The sequence below is a fragment of the Moraxella cuniculi genome (assembly GCF_900637105.1).
Classification (GTDB): Bacteria; Pseudomonadota; Gammaproteobacteria; order Pseudomonadales; family Moraxellaceae; genus Moraxella; species Moraxella cuniculi.
Map to the genome: position 1 here is coordinate 1,664,124 of NZ_LR134343.1, position 17,285 is coordinate 1,681,408.

17 protein-coding genes and 1 other RNA gene are annotated in these 17,285 nt (G+C 44.6%); 11 read left to right on the forward strand and 7 right to left on the reverse strand.

Features of this window, described 5'->3' with window-relative positions; genetic code table 11:
- Positions 1–114 precede the first annotated feature (114 nt).
- A complete protein-coding gene (locus EL162_RS07575) occupies positions 115–1,152 on the forward strand; it encodes a PhoH family protein (protein WP_126331219.1) in 1,038 nt (345 codons plus the stop codon).
- Positions 1,142–1,687 (forward strand): rRNA maturation RNase YbeY, encoded by a 546-nt coding sequence (gene ybeY, locus EL162_RS07580; protein WP_375537698.1) that lies wholly within the window; start codon positions 1,142–1,144, stop codon positions 1,685–1,687. The genes EL162_RS07575 and ybeY overlap by 11 nt, the downstream gene beginning before the upstream one ends.
- Before the next feature lie 44 nt (positions 1,688–1,731).
- On the opposite strand, the gene ffs is transcribed toward ybeY, so the two are convergent.
- Positions 1,732–1,828: signal recognition particle sRNA small type (gene ffs / locus EL162_RS07585), an RNA gene on the reverse strand.
- Between the two features lie 247 nt (positions 1,829–2,075).
- Here ffs and EL162_RS07590 point away from each other — a divergent pair.
- Positions 2,076–3,557 carry a PepSY-associated TM helix domain-containing protein gene (locus EL162_RS07590; protein ID WP_126331221.1) on the forward strand — a complete coding sequence of 494 codons (1,482 nt, stop codon included), beginning with the start codon at positions 2,076–2,078 and terminating at the stop codon, positions 3,555–3,557.
- 272 nt (positions 3,558–3,829) lie between these two features.
- Here the strand turns inward: EL162_RS07590 and sixA are convergent, their stop codons facing one another.
- From sixA to EL162_RS07615, 5 genes are all read right to left on the reverse strand, one after another.
- Positions 3,830–4,318: a phosphohistidine phosphatase SixA gene (gene sixA / locus EL162_RS07595; RefSeq protein WP_126331223.1), complete on the reverse strand. Its 489-nt coding sequence runs from the start codon at positions 4,316–4,318 to the stop codon at positions 3,830–3,832.
- Between the two features lie 51 nt (positions 4,319–4,369).
- Positions 4,370–5,668 (reverse strand): NAD(P)H-dependent glycerol-3-phosphate dehydrogenase, encoded by a 1,299-nt coding sequence (locus tag EL162_RS07600; protein ID WP_076555114.1) that lies wholly within the window; start codon positions 5,666–5,668, stop codon positions 4,370–4,372.
- 116 nt (positions 5,669–5,784) lie between these two features.
- Positions 5,785–6,360, reverse strand: coding sequence for a nitroreductase family protein (locus EL162_RS07605; RefSeq protein WP_076555113.1), 576 nt, complete (start codon positions 6,358–6,360; stop codon positions 5,785–5,787).
- Between the two features lie 32 nt (positions 6,361–6,392).
- Positions 6,393–7,490, reverse strand: a complete 1,098-nt coding sequence (gene zapE / locus EL162_RS07610) for a cell division protein ZapE (RefSeq protein WP_126331225.1) — start codon at positions 7,488–7,490, stop codon at positions 6,393–6,395.
- A gap of 68 nt (positions 7,491–7,558) precedes the next feature.
- Positions 7,559–8,209 (reverse strand): alpha/beta hydrolase, encoded by a 651-nt coding sequence (locus EL162_RS07615; RefSeq protein WP_126331227.1) that lies wholly within the window; start codon positions 8,207–8,209, stop codon positions 7,559–7,561.
- A 253-nt stretch (positions 8,210–8,462) separates the two neighbouring features.
- Between EL162_RS07615 and EL162_RS07620 the strand changes: the two genes are divergently transcribed.
- Positions 8,463–8,813: a hypothetical protein gene (locus EL162_RS07620; protein WP_126331228.1), complete on the forward strand. Its 351-nt coding sequence runs from the start codon at positions 8,463–8,465 to the stop codon at positions 8,811–8,813.
- A gap of 108 nt (positions 8,814–8,921) precedes the next feature.
- Here the strand turns inward: EL162_RS07620 and ndk are convergent, their stop codons facing one another.
- Complete coding sequence (gene ndk / locus EL162_RS07625) at positions 8,922–9,353, reverse strand: nucleoside-diphosphate kinase (RefSeq protein WP_126331230.1); 432 nt, start codon at positions 9,351–9,353, stop codon at positions 8,922–8,924.
- A gap of 172 nt (positions 9,354–9,525) precedes the next feature.
- On the opposite strand from ndk, the gene EL162_RS07630 reads away from it, so the two are divergent.
- The 7 genes from EL162_RS07630 to EL162_RS07660 all read left to right on the forward strand — a co-directional run bounded on the left by EL162_RS07630 (position 9,526) and on the right by EL162_RS07660 (position 17,231).
- Positions 9,526–9,918, forward strand: a complete 393-nt coding sequence (locus EL162_RS07630) for a hypothetical protein (RefSeq protein ID WP_076555109.1) — start codon at positions 9,526–9,528, stop codon at positions 9,916–9,918.
- 15 nt (positions 9,919–9,933) lie between these two features.
- Entirely contained in the window at positions 9,934–11,025 is a 1,092-nt protein-coding gene (gene ychF / locus EL162_RS07635; RefSeq protein ID WP_076555108.1) for a redox-regulated ATPase YchF, read from the forward strand.
- A 227-nt stretch (positions 11,026–11,252) separates the two neighbouring features.
- Positions 11,253–11,969 carry a TetR family transcriptional regulator gene (locus EL162_RS07640; RefSeq protein WP_076555107.1) on the forward strand — a complete coding sequence of 239 codons (717 nt, stop codon included), beginning with the start codon at positions 11,253–11,255 and terminating at the stop codon, positions 11,967–11,969.
- A 192-nt stretch (positions 11,970–12,161) separates the two neighbouring features.
- On the forward strand, positions 12,162–12,998 hold the full coding sequence (locus tag EL162_RS07645) for an exodeoxyribonuclease III (RefSeq protein ID WP_375537714.1): 837 nt from the start codon (positions 12,162–12,164) through the stop codon (positions 12,996–12,998).
- Between the two features lie 307 nt (positions 12,999–13,305).
- Positions 13,306–15,063, forward strand: a complete 1,758-nt coding sequence (locus EL162_RS07650; RefSeq protein WP_126331232.1) for an L-lactate permease — start codon at positions 13,306–13,308, stop codon at positions 15,061–15,063.
- A gap of 260 nt (positions 15,064–15,323) precedes the next feature.
- Positions 15,324–16,532: an alpha-hydroxy acid oxidase gene (locus EL162_RS07655; RefSeq protein WP_126331234.1), complete on the forward strand. Its 1,209-nt coding sequence runs from the start codon at positions 15,324–15,326 to the stop codon at positions 16,530–16,532.
- A 207-nt stretch (positions 16,533–16,739) separates the two neighbouring features.
- On the forward strand, positions 16,740–17,231 hold the full coding sequence (locus EL162_RS07660) for an FKBP-type peptidyl-prolyl cis-trans isomerase (protein ID WP_076555104.1): 492 nt from the start codon (positions 16,740–16,742) through the stop codon (positions 17,229–17,231).
- The last annotated feature ends 54 nt before the right edge of the window (positions 17,232–17,285 follow it).

Consider the following 17,285-nt stretch of genomic DNA (forward strand, 5'->3'; position numbering starts at 1 on the left):
GTACAGATTGTTAATCGTATGATTTATTGTGATTTGCCCAATAATCCCGATAAATACTTGTAATTTATCAAAACACCCCAATAACCAACAAAAAACTTATGCAAGGATAATTCATTGAGCATCGTTCGTACTGTCAGCACCGACCTAAATCCGCACAAATTACGCATCGCATTTGGTGAATATAATAAACACTTAAAATACATTCAAGAACGCCTACAGGTGCAAATCACTCACCGCCAAGACAAATTCATCATTACAGGCGATTTGACCGCTGTTGAACGCAGCGAATTTATTCTTGGCAAACTTATAGAGCTTGCTGACGAAAAAGACGACATTACAGGCGATGAGTTGCATTTAATTGTCCAATCAAGCCTTGCCAGAGAGCATGACGCTCAAGATAGCCATAATTTGACCGCTGTATCTTTGCGAACACGCAAAGGCAAAATCACCCCTCGTGGCAGTAACCAGCAGCGATATGTCAAAAAGATTTTGGCATCTGACATTTCTTTTGGGGTCGGGCCTGCTGGCACGGGCAAAACTTACTTGGCGGTTGCTTGTGCCGTGGATATGCTTGAGCGAGGCGAAATTGAACGCATTTTATTGGTGCGTCCAGCGGTCGAGGCAGGCGAAAAATTGGGATTTTTGCCCGGTGATTTGACACAAAAAATTGACCCCTATTTGCGTCCTTTGTATGATGCCTTGTACGAAATGCTGGGCTTTGAAAAAGTGGGCAAATTGCTAGAGCGGCAAATAATTGAGGTTGCACCGCTGGCATATATGCGTGGTCGCACACTCAACAACTCATTTGTGATTCTTGATGAGGCACAAAACACCACGCCAGAGCAGATGAAAATGTTCTTAACACGACTTGGTTTTGGTTCTCGTGCGGTTATCACGGGTGATATGACACAGGTGGATTTGCCACGAGGTCATCAATCAGGGCTTGCCCAAGCCATCAAAATCCTCTCTGGCATTGAGGAGATTCACATCACTCGCTTTGATAGCAAAGATGTGGTCAGACATCATTTGGTACAAAAAATCGTCCAAGCCTATGATGCTTTTGACGAAGCAGAACAAATCAGCCGTGCCAACAAAAAAGCCCAGCAAGCTGCCAAACTTGCCAGCAATATCGAAGAGACCGATGATGAGTAATATCGTTGAATTGAGCTTTGCCGAAACCATTGCTGCCGATATACAACAAAGTTATCATGCCATTGATTTGGAAAAAATTGCACGCACAACATTAACGGTGATGACGGATAAATTGCCCAATGTAAATTTTCGCTATTTTGCCAAATTGGACAGTTATTGGTACAAACCAAAATTGCTGGATATCTATATCGTTGATACCAACGAGGGTCGCAGGCTAAATCTACAATCACGCCACAAAGACTATGCAACCAATGTGCTGTCTTATCCCAGTGATTTGCCTGCTGATGTTTTGCCATTGTTGGATGAGATGCATCTGGGTGAGTTGGTGCTGTGCCACGAGGTCGTTTGCCAAGAAGCAATCAGTCAGCACAAACAATTTGACCATCATCTAACGCATTTGGTGGTGCATGGTATCTTGCATTTATTGGGATTTGATCATGAAATCAGCGAACAAGACGCTGATGAGATGGAGCAATTTGAGATTGAAATTCTAGCCAAACTTGGTATCAATAATCCCTATCTTGCCCAAGATTAGCTTGAAATCTGGCAATAAAATAAAAAAATTGCCAAAAAAAATGACTTCATCAGCACATCTTCGGCACACTTTGTATCTACTACCGTTGCTACCTTCCGGTCCTGGCGGGGTTCATAGTACACAGTTGCGAAGCTACCGATGAAGCCAAGCGGTATTATAACAAAAAATCAATTTTTTGCAAGTGTGTTTGTGAATTTTTTATCAGGCATTATCAGCATACATCATCACAATGGCGAAATTTAGCAAACATTCGTCTGAAAAATACTCTTGCTATATTAATAACAAAAATTTTGCCCTTTTATAAAATTCATCAACAACACCAAGGTATCACCCTGATTGTGTTAATTTGTGTTACAATATGTAATAAATCAGCATAACAGGATTAAACATGACGGGCAAGCACCACACTCAAAAAGCATCAGACAGTGCCATGTATTTTACCTTGTGGCGATGGCATTTTTATGCAGGTATATTTGTTGCACCATTTTTGATAATCTTGGCAAGCACAGGTCTTGCAATGTTGCTTTTGACAAATATTTCTGGCAAAGATTTGGACAGAACGGTGGTAAATGTACAAGCCACAACCGCCACCATTGAGCAGCAGGCAGCCAGTGCAATCAACAGCGTAACGGCACCAGATGTGGCAAATGCACAAGTGGTTCAGTACATCAGTCCCCGTGCAGCGGATACGGTCGCCCTATTTCGCATCAAAGCGGAAAAAAATGGCGACAGCATTGATAATATGGTGCTTGTCGATCCGTATACCGCCACAGTTATTGATAGCTTTCCTCGTCAGAGCAACTGGTATTATGTTTTTGATAGCATTCATGGGGACATTCTGCTTGGTACGGTTGGGGATTATTTACTAGAAACCGCCGCCTCTTTGACCATTTTGCTAATTATTACAGGGTTGTATCTTTGGTGGCACAGGCAACGCAATCTTAAGACAATGCTGCTACCCAAAGCCCAGCCCAAACGCTCATTATGGCGAGTGATTCATGGCACACTTGGTAGCTGGGTGTCGGTCATTCTGCTGTTTTTTTGCATCACAGGCTTGGCGTGGGCAGGTATTTGGGGCGAAAAAATGATGCAAGCATGGAATCAATTTCCCGCTGGCAAATGGGGCGTTGAACCCCTACCTCAGTCCACCTTGGTGGTTGATTTTGCCAAAAAATCCACCCCAAGAACCAACAGCAATCAAGCCACAACCCATGAAATGACAACGCACGGCAAAAGCCTAAATGATGGCGGCAGCAAAGATGCCCCATGGGCACTTGAGCAAACGGCAATGCCCATCTCCAACCAAGCCAACAAACAGGCTAATTTGCCCACTTTAAACAGCATCAATCAGCAGGCTCAAATGCTGGGTTTTCAGGGACGCTATCAAATCTACCAACCCAAAGGTGAAACTGGCGTTTGGACCATCAGCCAAGACTCCATGAGCTATGACATGGCAAGTCCAACCGCCGACCGCACGGTGCATATTGACCAATATTCAGGTGCTGTATTGGCGGACATACGCTTTGATGATTATAATGCCATGGGCAAATTTATGGCGGCAGGAATTGCCCTGCACATGGGGACATTGGGCTGGTGGAGTGTATTGGCAAACGCCTTATTCTGCTTGCTGGTGATTGTGCTGTGCATTGCAGGCTATATGCTGTGGTGGCAACGCCGTCCAACTGCTGGCTTACGCAGTCTCAACCCACCTGCTCGCAACAAAGTCGCCAGTCTGTCGTGGCAATTTGCTATCATCTTGCCACTGCTTGCTGCACTTTTTCCCACCGCACTGGTGGCAGTCATGGCAATCGCCTTGCTTGATTGGTTGCTAATCAGTCGCATTGATTGGCTAAAACAGCTGCTCAAATAACCATTTGACACGCCGAAGACACATGGCTCAAGCTACAGACACACTTAGCCATGTGTTTGGCTCTACACAAAAAACCATGGTGATTATCATACTGTCAAGAAGCTGGGTGTAAGGCAACATCGCAAAAACAACCCATCTCTAGACTGCCAATTCATCACAAAGCAGATTTAATGTATCAAAATCAAATTTAATGATAGACTTAAGCAAAGCTATTATACAAGCCAATCTTGACGGCAAATTTAACTTAAAATTTATCCAAAAAATCAGGCAAATCACGGCTGTGTTGGTACAAAACTTGCCAGCTGCTCACCAAAGCCCGCCACTACTGTTGGCGTATCAATCACACGGCATTCTGCCAATTGAAAAGATACTGGCTCTTTGTCCAAAATTTTGCCAGTCAGATGGGCAACGATTGGCATATGACACACCACCACGACACATTTATTATCATCGCCAAACATGGTGGTGATGGTACGGTCAATGTTGCTAAGTGCCACATTGGCATCATCGTCTGGCGTGATGCTATCTAGTGTGATGAATTTGGGTGATGGCTGCATGGTGGCAAGTTGTGCAAGGATAACCTTTGCCGTTTGCTCTGCACGGTTGTAAGGGCTTGAGATAATCAAATCTACCGTATGGTGCTGGCTGATATATTCTGCCGTTTGCTGTGCTTGCACACGACCAAATTCCGTCAAATCACGCCCTGCATCATCAGCACAATAAGCGGTTGCCTGTCCATGTCTTACCAAGATTAATTTCATAAATCACCCTAAAATGTGTTGGTTTGATTGCATTGTTGTCAAATTGGTCAATTATTCATCAATCGACCGAGATTTGTTGGCACTGCTTTTTAGCACTTCGCTAAACTCACGGCTAAGTCTGGCGTTACTCTCATCGTGTGGCAAAACAAATTCTACATCGCTGCGAAAACCTGTTTCCATCAGGTTTAATGCCACGCCCAAAGCCGCCTTGTCTTCGTACAACACTGCGTATAATGCGTGAGTGATTGGCATATAAACACCCAATTCTTTGGCACGGATATGCACCTGCTCAATGGTATTCACCCCTTCGGCAGTTTGTCCCAATTTTTTCACCGCCGCCTCAAGGCTCATGCCCTGCCCCAGCATAAAGCCAACACGATAATTGCGACTTAGTACCGAGTTGCAAGTGGCGTACAAATCCCCCACTCCTGACAATCCCAAAAAGGTCAGCGGATCAGCACCCACTGCCACACCAAAACGACTCATCTCCGCCAACGCCCGAGTTAGCAGCATGGCTTTGGTATTCTCGCCCACCTCGTACGCTGCCGCCATACCCATGGCAATGGCGTAAATATTTTTTAATGCCCCGCCCAGCTCAACACCTCGAATATCATCGCTGGCAAAAACACGGAAAAACGCACCGTGCAACGCTGTTTGCACCGCTTTGCGTAACATCTGCGATTGTGATGCGATAACCGTTGCCGAGGGCAGATTATCCATAATCTCCACCGCCAAATTTGGGCCACTCATCACGCCAAAATTCACCTCTGGCAGCACCTCTTGGATAATATCACTCATCAGAGCAAAACTGTCTTTTTCCATGCCTTTGGTCAAAGAAATAACCGCTTGATGGGTGATAAACGGCTTGATATTTTCTAGCGTTTCTCGAAATGCCGAGCTTGGTACAGCAACAAAAATCACATCCGCACCCATGACTGTTGCTTGCAAATCGTGGCTGAACTTTAAGCGTGTATCCAGCTTATGGCTGGGCAGGTATTTTTTGTTGATATGGGTTTTGTTCAGTGATTTGACCGTGCGTTTATCACGCACCCACAAGGTGGTATTTGCACCATTTTTTGCTGCCAAATTTGCCATCGCCGTACCAAAACTCCCCCCTCCCAAAAAAGCAAATTTTAACAGTGTCTGTGGCGATGGCTCAGATTTTGCCTGCTGCAAAGTTTGGAGGGTTTTGACCGTTTGCTTCTTTTTTAGACCTGTCAATTGGGCAATGCTGTCAAAAATTGGCGTGCCAGTCAAGCCAGAATGCTTAATGGCACTGACCGCATCATCGGCAGCATTGACAATTTTTTGCACTTTGGAGTTTTTGTTGGCGGATTTACGCAATTTCATGGTTTTTCCTTATTTTGGTGTCATGGGCTTTGGCTATCCATTGGCAATCACAGCAATATTTGCTTAATTTATAAGCAAATCATTGATACAATGATTGCCAAACCACCAACGATTCATCATGATTTATAAGTTACAAACTCACTCAAATCAACATCATCGCGATTGGGCATCTGCACCGTGCTTGAGCCTGTATAAATAAATCCACAAATAGTGTCTGCCTGACCCACCCCAAAATACGCCTTCACCTCTGGCAGATTGCACAGCGGCCCTGTACGCCACACAGTGCGATAGCCCAGCGATTCTAGTGCCAATAAGAGATTTTGAGCTGCCGCTCCTGCACTTAATAGTTGCTCAAAAGGCGGAACTTTTTCGTGCGTTTTTAGGGCGGTTGCCAGCGTGATAATCATGGGTGCCCGCAGTGGCATATTTAAGATTTTTTTAACTTCTGCTTCATCAATCACTCTGCCATCAGCTTGTGCTTGTTGCTGTGCTGCTTGCAACAATACCTGCCCAAACTCCACCAGAGCATCGCCAGTTAATACCGTGAATTTCCAAGGTTTTAGCTGTTTATGATCAGGTGCTGCCATCGCTGCCAATAAGGCGGATTCCAACTCGTCTTGGTTTGGCATCGGCAATTCCAATTTACCAATACTGCGTCTTTTGTGAATTATATCTAAAGTATCATTGCTCATTGAATATTCCTTTTTTATAAAGTACACCAAAGTTAGCCCAAGCGATGTTCGGCAGATAAATAATCCTCGGACTGCATCTCAAGCAAGCGTGAGCGTGTGCGTTCAATCTCAAATGCCAATCGCTCGCCTTGATACAGCTCAAGAATGGATTGCTCGGCACGCACCAATAATTTGACACGGCGATCATAAAATTCATCAACCAAATAAATAAATCGGCGTGTCGGATCCATCAAAGTATCATTTAAAAACGGCACATTATCCACCATGACCGTGTCAAAATCATGGGCAATCTCAATAAAATCCGCCGCTGAGCGTGGTTGCATACACAAGGCACGAAAATCCACAAGCAGCATTGTTTCGGTGCGTTTGATGATTTCAATCTGGCGACCACCTATGGTAATCGGTGCATGACTGATGCTCTGTCCACCTGCCAAAGTGTCAAATCGCTGAGCAAGCCAGCCTGTTGTCTCATCTGATAATGGTGAAGTGTATAATTTAGCTTGTTTTAACAATCTAAGGCGGTAATCAATGCCAGCATCAATGTTCATTACTGTGGTATGCTTTTCGACTTGGGCAATGGCTGGCAAAAATCTATCTCGATGAATGCCGTTTTTGTATAAGCCTGCAGGCTCAATATTTGAGGTTGCAACCAAAGTAATGCCTCGCTCAAACAACATGGTGAACAAATCACCCAAAATCATCGCATCAGAGACATTGGAGACAAAAAACTCATCAAAACAAATCACCACCGCCTCATTATGGATAATATCGGCGACTTTTTGTAGCGGGTCGGTTTGTCCTTGCAGTGCCACCAATTCCTTCTGCACTCGCTGCATAAAATGATGAAAATGCATACGCATCTTTCGCTCGATTGGCAAGCTATCATAGAACATATCCATCATCCAAGTCTTGCCACGACCAACCCCGCCCCACATATAAAGCCCCTTTGGCATCTCGGATTTTGGGCGGAATAAATTGGCAAACCAGCCTGAACTTGGTTTTTGTGCCTTGATAATCTGATGGTGCAAATTATCCATATAAGTTACCGCTGCCAACTGAATGGCATCTTCGGCAAACTCACCTGTTGCCAAGGCGGCATGATAACGCTGTAGTGGCGTTTGCACAGTCATGGTATTTTACCCTTTTTTTAGATTTTTTAAATAATTATCAACAAATAATCCTATGGCAAGATTGGCATTCATGGCAAAGTATGCTGCTGCAACGCATCTCTTAGCTCAACCAATTTGCCATGAAAAAAATGCCCAGTTGTCAGTACCGTATGTGGCAGCTGTCTATCTTGGACGAATTTGGCAAGGCTTGCAGGGCTAACCAATTCATCTTGATCGCCATAAATTACAAAACTGCGATTGGCTTGCCACTGCGTTGTCTGCATACCCTGACGCATGATCGAAGGAGCAACCAATGCCAGATTGTGCAACACGACATCATTAAACTCATCAGAGGCTGTGATTGCACTTGCCAACTGACAAGCAATATAACCCCCAAAGCTAAAACCACCCAGCCACAACTTGCGTGCAGGTGTGCATGACAACGCATATCGCAGCACTGTCATGGCATCATCAAGCTCGCCCATGCCCGTGCCAACACTGCCCGTTGAGCGACCAACACCACGAAAATTAAAACGAATCGTATCCATGCCTGCATCACGGCAGAATCGGTACATGGTGCTAACTACCTTGTTATTCATCGTGCCACCTTGGGTGGGATTGGGGTGGCAAATCACCGCCAAAGCATCACTGGCACAACGCTGTCCGCCCTGCCAAATGCTATCCACTTCCAGCACACCGCTGGGTGCATCGATTAAGGTGATTTGTTGTTTTGTGGCCATAAGACATCTGATATAAATACAAATATCTATCATTATAGCACAATTTATCCAACAATTTCACAAACGGCAGCAAGCCAAACTCTAAGCTCACACAAGTATCGTTTATAACGATAAGCCGCTGTTTGCATTTGGACAATCAATTTGTATAAATGCGTAATAATTTCACAAAAAGCCGACAAGCAAACGGTAGCAATCATGTCAATAATCCATTATGATAACTAACAAATCCCACTTTATTACCAAAGGAGTCATCATGAAACTTGCCCTTATGCTAGTGGCGGCAGCCGTATTGACCGCTTGTGCCAGCACCAGCGACACCAGCCCTGTCATCACACGCCAAGACGGCACCAAAGAAACCACAGGACTTGGCTCAACCAAAGCCAAAGCACAACAAGCCGCCATCACTGCCGCAAACAAACAATGTGGCAACAAAAGCGTCATCGTCCTATCAGACAGCAGCACCTACAATGGCGTACTTGATGAAAAAACAGGCCGCATGATTGAACAAGGGGTTGGGGTTGTCAGTGCTGTTTTTGGCAAAGCCACACCGAACCTAAGCCGTAATGATGACTATGAATACACCATCAAATTCCAATGCCGCTAAACTGATTATTTGACAGCGGACAAACCGTCAATCTAGAAAAATTACGCAACAAAAAACAGCCCTCATCAACGAGAGCTGTTTTTTGTTTGGCTGCATTGCCAAAGAATATTAGCGAGTGCGTGGATAAATCTCATCTGCACCAAAGAAATAGGCAATTTCACGCTCAGCAGAGGCAACAGAATCTGAACCATGTGCTGCATTCTCGTCAATGCTCACGGCAAAATCAGCACGAATGGTACCAGCTTCAGCTTCTTTTGGGTTGGTTGCACCCAAGATTTCACGGTGTGCCAATACAGCATTTTCGCCTTCTAGCACTGACACAACCACAGGTCCTGAAGTCATAAAAGCAACCAAATCAACAAAGAAGCCACGCTCTTTATGCTCAGCATAAAAACCTTCGGCATCTGCTTGGCTTAGGTGCTTGTATTTGATGGCAACTGGTTTTAGCCCTGCTTTTTCAAAGCGTGCGATAATCTCACCGATGTGATTTTTGCCAACGGCATCTGGCTTGATGATTGATAAAGTGCGTTCGATAGCCATGTTAAATTTTCCTTATGCTATTGATGAATGAAATTAAAATAACCTTAAGTTTTTTACAATTATAGCAATTTTTTTGTGTAGTTGCCATAAAATTTCATCATGTGATTGGATTTTATTTTTATGGCAAGTTTGGTATAATGGCGGTCTATGAATTATTTTTAAAGATGTAACCATGTTAAAGAAACTTTGTATCAGTGCTTTGGCAATGATTGCAGTGCCTGCACTTGCTGATAGCTATTGGCAATATGACGGTCAAACTGTGGTTAGGCTTGAAGCAAATGGCAACGACAGGACATTTTATATTCATAAAGCCAGTGCCAACTTAAGACGACAAGGTGTACCAAGTGGCGTGATGCTGTTTGATGGGCAGCGTAACGGTTATCGCTATAGCGGTACCGCTTATGCCTATCCAGCTGCCTGTAGTTATGGTGTGCCATATTATGTCAGTGGCCCTGTGTCAAAAAACCAAACCAAAGTTGTGATGACAGGTCGGCGTCCACTTGATTGTAATGGCTCAAAGACCATACCAGTTACCATGACTTTTACTTATTTATATTCAGATTAATTATCAGGAATCATTATGGGCTTTAATTGCGGTATCGTAGGCTTGCCAAATGTTGGCAAATCAACACTGTTTAATGCACTTACCAAAGCAGGTATTGCAGCAGAGAATTTCCCATTTTGTACCAAAGACCCCAATACTGGCATTGTCCCTGTGCCAGACCCTCGCCTAAAAGCATTGGCAAAAATCGTCAATCCCGAACGCACCATTGCAACCAGCATGGAGTTTGTTGATATTGCAGGTTTGGTGGCAGGAGCGAGCAAGGGCGAGGGTATGGGCAACCAATTTCTTGCCAATATCCGCGAGACAGATGCCATCGCTCATGTGGTACGCTGTTTTGATGATGACAATGTGATTCATGTTGATGGTCGAGTCAATCCCCTATCAGACATCGAAACCATCAACACCGAGCTTGCCTTAGCCGATCTTGACGCGGTAACTCGTGCCATCAGCAATCTGAACAAAAAAGCCAAAGGTGGCGACAAAGACGCACAGGCAGCGTTGGCAGTATTCCAAAAACTTGAGCCACTGCTTGCCGATGGCAAACCTGCACGCATGGCAAAACTTGATGACGATGAGAAAAAACTCATCAAAAGCTATGGACTTATCACCCTAAAACCTGTCATGTACATTGCCAATGTTGCCGAAGATGGCTTTGAAAACAATCCCTATCTTGATGCTGTGCGTGAATTTGCCGCCAGTGAAGAAGCGATTGTAGTACCACTTTGCAACCAAATTGAAGCAGAAATCGCCCTGCTGGACGAAGCAGACAAAGCCGAGTTCCTCGAAAGTTTGGGCATGAGCGAAGCGGGCTTGGATCGTGTGATTCGAGCAGGTTATGAGCTGCTAAACCTTCAGACCTACTTTACCGCTGGCGTTAAAGAGGTGCGTGCATGGACGGTCAAAGTCGGTGCTACCGCTCCTGAAGCTGCTGGCGTGATTCATACCGATTTTGAGCGTGGCTTTATCCGTGCCGAGGTGATTGGCTATGATGATTTTATCGCCCACGATGGCGAAAAAGGTGCTGCCGCCGCTGGTAAATCTCGCCTAGAAGGCAAAACCTACATTGTCCAAGATGGCGATGTGATGCATTTTCGATTCAATGTCTAAGCAAATCAAAGCGTGTTCTCTTGACACGCTTTTTTTTGTGCATTTTTGCAGTTATAAAGCAATCACCCTACCCTTTTATTGCCTATCAAGACAAAAACAACCATGTCAATTCATTAAATCTTAATAATTAAATCAATAACTTATTGACAACACTTGCAACCAACTGATTTTTTATTCATAATATACACTTATACACTCAAATAAAACAACAATCAAATGGATGCACTATGACCATCGAAAAAGCAACCAATCGTGAACAAAAAAAACGGCAAACTCGCCAAGCATTTTTTAACGCTGTGCTTGACTTATGTATGAGCGGTCAGGGATATAGCTCAATCAGTTTGCGACAAGTTACCCGTGAGGTTGGCGTTGTACCGACAGCATTTTATCGACATTTTGATGATATGGAAAGTCTGGGCAAGGCACTGGTTGAAGATGAATTGGGTGTTGCTCTTGCCATGTTGCGTGAGCATATGCAGCTTGGGCGTAAGCGTAGCTTTGATAGACAAATTGCCAAAAGTGTGCAGTTGTTTTTTAAGGCGGTCAATGCCCAGCCTCGCTACTGGCAGTTCATCGCCAGTGAGCGATTTGGCGGCTCCGAAGCGGTACGCCGTGCCATCAGTGAGCAAATTGCCACTTTTGCCAAAATCATGAGTGAAGATTTGGCACTGCAACCTGCTTTTGAACATATCAACAGCTATGATCGCTATCTGCTTGCCGAAACAGGGGTGAATTTGTCCTTTTCTTGGATTATTGATTGGCTGGATTTGACACACACCCCAAATTTTATGGACGAAGACGAACGCCCATCAGCCGATGAGCTTGACGAAAAAAAACAAGCCATGCTACGCCACTGCACACGCCAAATGCAGATGGTGCTATACGGAGCTTATAATTGGAAATCCAGCGAAGAGACGCTGCTTGACGAACAAATCCAAAACTAATCGCCTTATCCCAAGCTAAGGTTGGCCAGCTGCCGACCTAGAGCATTTTTGCCCCTTGTATCTGCATTTATGAGCCTAAGCATGACAACAGCACCAAAATCAATCCTAAACTCCAGCCCAAATCAGGCAGCCCAGCACAGCGACACGCAAACTGTCCAAGCCAAGCCTGTCGCCCCTATTAAGCCTAACGACATCATACCCAACAAAGACAGCTATGAAGAGCCAAACCATATCCTGCGGGTGGTCTCTATCAATGTCAATGGATTGCGTTCGGCACACAAAAAAGGTTTTTTTGAATGGCTCAAAAGCAGCGGTGCTGATGTGGTGTGCATACAAGAATCACGCATCACGCACGCCCAGTGGACGGAGGATTTTCGCCCTACAGGTTGGCATACGCATTTATTCGCTGCCGAACGAGCAGGTTATGCTGGAACTGCGATTTATAGCCGCTTGCCATTTGTTGCTATCCAAGATGGCTTAGGCTTTGAGCTTGCTGACAGTCAGGGTCGCTTTATCATGGCGACATTTGATTTATCCGCCCATGGCATTGATACGCCTGTGCATATTGCGTCTTTGTACTTACCCTCTGGCTCATCAGGTGATGAAGCCCAAGCACGCAAAGATTTGTTTTTGCAAGAATATCGCCAAATTCTCAAGCAGTGGCGTGAGCAGAATAAATCAATGATTATCTGCGGTGATTATAATATTGTGCATAAACGCATTGACATAAAAAACTGGTCAGGCAACCAAAAATCATCAGGCTGCCTGCCCCATGAGCGTGCATGGCTTGATCATATCTATGATGAGCTGGGCTATGTTGATACATTTCGCAGCGTAAGGCATGATGCTGATATTTATTCTTGGTGGTCAAATCGTGGTCAAGCCCGTGCCAAGAATGTTGGCTGGCGTATCGATTATCAAGTCTGCTCGCCTGACTGGCACAAACGCACAGTGGGTGCTTGGGTATATAAAGACAGCTGGTTTAGCGACCATGCACCTGTGATTATTGACTACCGCTTATCGCCATAATCACTCAAGTGTCAGCTGTATTCTTGTTTTATCCTGCAAAAACAACTGGCATATCTGTCAGCTGATGGCTAATTTATCATTTTTAATAACAAATAATTCACATTATCAATTAAAAATGATAGCAATTTATTCAACAGTTAAGTAAAATATCCTACAATTATCATTTTGGCTGAAATATCAATGATAATACAAACGGCCAACCAACAAAGGGATTTGTACCGCCAACAAAATTGCGGCTGAATATGCAGCACTCATAACAGGCTGTACAAGTACATTTATTTTTATCATTTTTAATCAAGGAGTAAGCATGTATACTTTTTTAGCCATGCTGCCAATTCTTATTGTGTTTACGCTGCTGGTGGTTATGCGACTGCCAGCCAAATACGCCATGAGTCTGGCTTATGCAGCAACTGCAGCACTGTCCTATTTTATGTGGCAGACCAGCGGCAACCAAATCGCAGCTGCCACCATACACGGTGTTTTGACCGCAGTTAATGTTTTATTTATTGTATTTTCAGCAATTTTAATTTTAAACACCTTAAAGCAAAGTGGTGCCATCACCGCCATTCGCCGTGGTTTTATGGATATCTCGCCTGACCGCCGCGTCCAGATGATTATTGTTGCATGGTTGTTCGGCTGCCTAATCGAAGGCTCAACAGGCTGGGGTACGCCATCAGCCGTTGCCGCTCCGCTACTGCTGGCACTGGGCTTTCCTGCAATGGCTTGCGTGATGGCGGTACTGATTATCCAATCAACGCCTGTTTCATACGGTGCGGTTGGTACGCCGCTGCTTATCGGTGTAAATTCTGGCCTTGAGAACAAAGAAGATGTCGCCGCCGCCCTTGCCAATGCTGGCATGGACTTGCCTGCTTATATTTTTAATATCTCGGGCAATGTTGGCTTTATTCATAGCGTGGTGGGATTTTTAATTCCATTAATTTTGTGTGGATTTTTGACCTTATTTTTTGGCCAAAAACGCTCATTCACCGAGGGCTTAAAAGCAGCACCTTTTGCCATTTTTGCAGGACTTGCCTTCACCATTCCTTATTATCTCACCGCCAAATTCATCGGCCCTGAATTACCATCAATCGTTGGTGCTGTGGTTGGCATGGCATTGGTAATTCCTGCTGCCAAGCGTGGATTTTTGGTACCAAAAGAAACCTTTGATTTTGCACCAAGAGAAACATGGGCAAAAGAATGGGTCAGCGAAATCGCCGTTAGCGAAACCCAAAACCAGCATACGCCGAACATTTCTGTTGCTCGTGCATTTTTGCCCTACCTTATCATCATCGGCATTTTAATCGCCACTCGCACCATTGCCCCGCTAAAAGCATGGCTAACCAGCGATGGCAATTCCATTATCTTTGCTAATATTCTAGGCACAAGTATCACCAACAAAACCCAACTGCTATACTCACCTGCCACCGTGTTGCTGTTGGTTTCTATGATTTGTATTGTGTTGTTTGGTATGAAAGCCGACATGGTGAAAAAAAGCTGGTCGGACTCTGGCAAAACCATGATTGCTGCCGCACCTGCCCTACTGTTTTCTGTGCCGATGGTACAAGTATTTATCAATTCAGGCACTGCACCTGATGTCGCTGTACAAATCCTAGCCATGCCAAAAGTGCTTGCAACTTCGGCAGCGGCGGCGTTTGAGGGTATGTGGCCACTGTTTGCACCTTGGATTGGCTCACTGGGAGCGTTTATTGCAGGCTCAAACACCGTTTCTAACATGATGTTTGCTCATTTTCAATGGGGAACTGCTACCCAGATTGGGCTTGATGTCATGCAAGCTGCACAAGTTGTCTCGCTGCAAGCGGTTGGCGGTGCTGCAGGCAATATGATCTCGGTGCATAATGTGGTTGCTGCCTGTGCGGTGGTTGGCTTGGTCAATCGCGAGGGCTATGTCATTCGCAAGACGCTCATTGCCATGGTTTATTATGTGCTACAAGCAGGCTTGGTTGGTATGGCGATTATTTTTAGCCCCATTTGGTGGCTTGCTGCAATCATCTGGCCTGTGTTGTTTTTGGTATTGCTTAGCCGTGTTCGCATAAAAAATAGCTAAGCGATCAGCCCAACATGATGAAGTCTTAACAAAGGCTTCATCATGAACAAAATTAGCACTTGCCGTTTTATGGCAAAAGCAAGTAAAATAGCCGTGCTTAATTTTGATTTAATTTAAAAACATACGCTTGATGTGTTGTCTTTATCCAATAAATTAAATTGAGTATTTTTTTAAATTAAATTAACCATTACAAATTCTCCGCTCTGTTGAGCTGGTGATTGTTTGATACTTTTAATAAATTCAATATTTAGAGGCTTGTTATGACCGACCTAAGCAAAATTACCGAAATCGAAGATTTACGCCGCATTGCCGAACGCAAAGTACCGCGTATGTTTTATGACTATGTGGACTCTGGCTCGTGGACGCAGACCACCTATCGCAATAACGAAACGGATTTTGATCGCATCAAACTGCGTCAGCGGGTGCTTGTGGATATGGAGGGTCGCTCACTGGCAACCCAGATGATAGGTCAAGATGTCAGCATGCCTGTTGCTATTGCACCGACTGGCTTTACGGGCATGATGTGGGCAGATGGCGAAATTCACGCTGCCCGTGCTGCCGAAAAATTTGGCATTCCATTTTCACTATCAACCATGAGTATCTGCTCAATTGAAGATGTTGCCGAAAATACCAGCAGACCGTTTTGGTTTCAGCTGTATGTCATGCGTGATAAAGAATTTATGCAAAATCTAATCAACAGAGCCAAAGCAGCACATTGCTCGGCACTTATCTTGACTGCTGACTTGCAAGTGCTGGGACAACGCCACAAAGACATCAAAAACGGTCTGTCCGCACCACCAAAACCAACCCTAAAAAATATCCTAAACCTCATGACCAAGCCGCAATGGTGCTACAATATGTTTGGCACCAAACGCCACACTTTCCGCAATATCGCAGGTCATGCCAAAGGTGTATCTGACCTGTCAAGCCTATCAGCATGGACCGCTGAACAGTTTGACCCAAGTTTAAGCTGGGACGATGTTGCTCGCATTAAGGATTTATGGGGCGGCAAACTTATCATCAAAGGCATCATGGAGCCAGAAGATGCCATCATGGCAGCCCGTTCTGGTGCCGATGCCATGGTTATCTCAAATCACGGTGGCCGACAACTTGATGGTGCTCCTTCGTCTATTGCCGCCCTAGCCGACTGTGTGCAAGCAGCACATTCAGAGAATGCCAATTGTGAAGTTTGGCTTGACAGTGGTATTCGCTCTGGTCAAGATGTCCTAAAAGCCATTGCACTGGGGGCAAAAGGCACCATGATTGGTCGTGCCTTCTTGTACGGCTTGGGTGCTTATGGCGAAGATGGGGTGCGTCGTGCTTTAGAAATTCTTTATAAAGAATGCGATGTAACAATGGCATTTTGTGGCCATACCAACATCAATACCGTCAATACCGACATTTTTGTCAAAGGCACTTACGAAAACCTCAAACTTAGCAATCCGCACATCAACCCAATCCGCTGGTGATGACAAGCAAAGCACAAAAGCCAAGATAGCCTCTTGGCTTTTTGTTTGCTGATTGACTCATTGATTTTATCACGCAGGGTGCGATTGCCAAATCAGCCCAAAGCAAACCAATCATTAACCATCATGCTGATAATATTTCTAGTTTCTCGTGCTTGATGACTGATATTGTGATAAACTAGGGCAAATTTTTAAGCAGCAAATCACATCATGAATACAACCATTTTACCCAACGAAGAAATCCGCATCAGCCAAGGCAGCACGGTGTTGCTACATTTTGAGGTAAGCCTAACCAATGGCACTATTATTGATTCCACCTTTGACAGAGCAGAGCCTGTACAATTAACCATCGGTGATGAAAGTTTGCTCGCTGGCTTTGAAAAGGTGCTGATGAACCTAAAAGCAGGTGATACTCGCACCGCACATTTGTCAGCAGATGAAGCCTTTGGTCAATGGAATGCAGAAAATGTCCAAACTTTTGCCTATGCACAATTTGCCCTTAGCGAACCCAATCCGACCGTTGGCATGATGATGGAGTTTGCCGACAAGGGCAAAAATTCACTGGTGGGTGTCATCAGTTCAGTTGATGATAATGAAGTGCGTGTGGATTTTAATCACCCTTTGGCAGGGCAAGATGTGCTGTTTAAAGTACAAATTTTTAAGGTAACGCCCAAAGACCAGTCAGCCCTACAGATACGATAAGCATTGCAAACATTCGGCTGTCTTTATTTTATGTCATTGATTTGTTACAATAAA

What these genes read in the sequence shown, in the direction of transcription:
- ybeY (WP_375537698.1), top strand. Translation starts at nt 1,142, where the DNA reads ATGATGAGTAATATCGTTGAATTGAGCTTTGCCGAAACCATTGCTGCC.
- EL162_RS07590 (WP_126331221.1), top strand. Translation starts at nt 2,076, where the DNA reads ATGACGGGCAAGCACCACACTCAAAAAGCATCAGACAGTGCCATGTAT.
- sixA (WP_126331223.1), bottom strand. Translation starts at nt 4,318, where the DNA reads ATGAAATTAATCTTGGTAAGACATGGACAGGCAACCGCTTATTGTGCT.
- EL162_RS07600 (WP_076555114.1), bottom strand. Translation starts at nt 5,668, where the DNA reads ATGAAATTGCGTAAATCCGCCAACAAAAACTCCAAAGTGCAAAAAATT.
- EL162_RS07605 (WP_076555113.1), bottom strand. Translation starts at nt 6,360, where the DNA reads ATGAGCAATGATACTTTAGATATAATTCACAAAAGACGCAGTATTGGT.
- zapE (WP_126331225.1), bottom strand. Translation starts at nt 7,490, where the DNA reads ATGACTGTGCAAACGCCACTACAGCGTTATCATGCCGCCTTGGCAACA.
- EL162_RS07615 (WP_126331227.1), bottom strand. Translation starts at nt 8,209, where the DNA reads ATGGCCACAAAACAACAAATCACCTTAATCGATGCACCCAGCGGTGTG.
- EL162_RS07620 (WP_126331228.1), top strand. Translation starts at nt 8,463, where the DNA reads ATGAAACTTGCCCTTATGCTAGTGGCGGCAGCCGTATTGACCGCTTGT.
- ndk (WP_126331230.1), bottom strand. Translation starts at nt 9,353, where the DNA reads ATGGCTATCGAACGCACTTTATCAATCATCAAGCCAGATGCCGTTGGC.
- EL162_RS07630 (WP_076555109.1), top strand. Translation starts at nt 9,526, where the DNA reads ATGTTAAAGAAACTTTGTATCAGTGCTTTGGCAATGATTGCAGTGCCT.
- ychF (WP_076555108.1), top strand. Translation starts at nt 9,934, where the DNA reads ATGGGCTTTAATTGCGGTATCGTAGGCTTGCCAAATGTTGGCAAATCA.
- EL162_RS07640 (WP_076555107.1), top strand. Translation starts at nt 11,253, where the DNA reads ATGACCATCGAAAAAGCAACCAATCGTGAACAAAAAAAACGGCAAACT.
- EL162_RS07650 (WP_126331232.1), top strand. Translation starts at nt 13,306, where the DNA reads ATGTATACTTTTTTAGCCATGCTGCCAATTCTTATTGTGTTTACGCTG.
- EL162_RS07655 (WP_126331234.1), top strand. Translation starts at nt 15,324, where the DNA reads ATGACCGACCTAAGCAAAATTACCGAAATCGAAGATTTACGCCGCATT.
- EL162_RS07660 (WP_076555104.1), top strand. Translation starts at nt 16,740, where the DNA reads ATGAATACAACCATTTTACCCAACGAAGAAATCCGCATCAGCCAAGGC.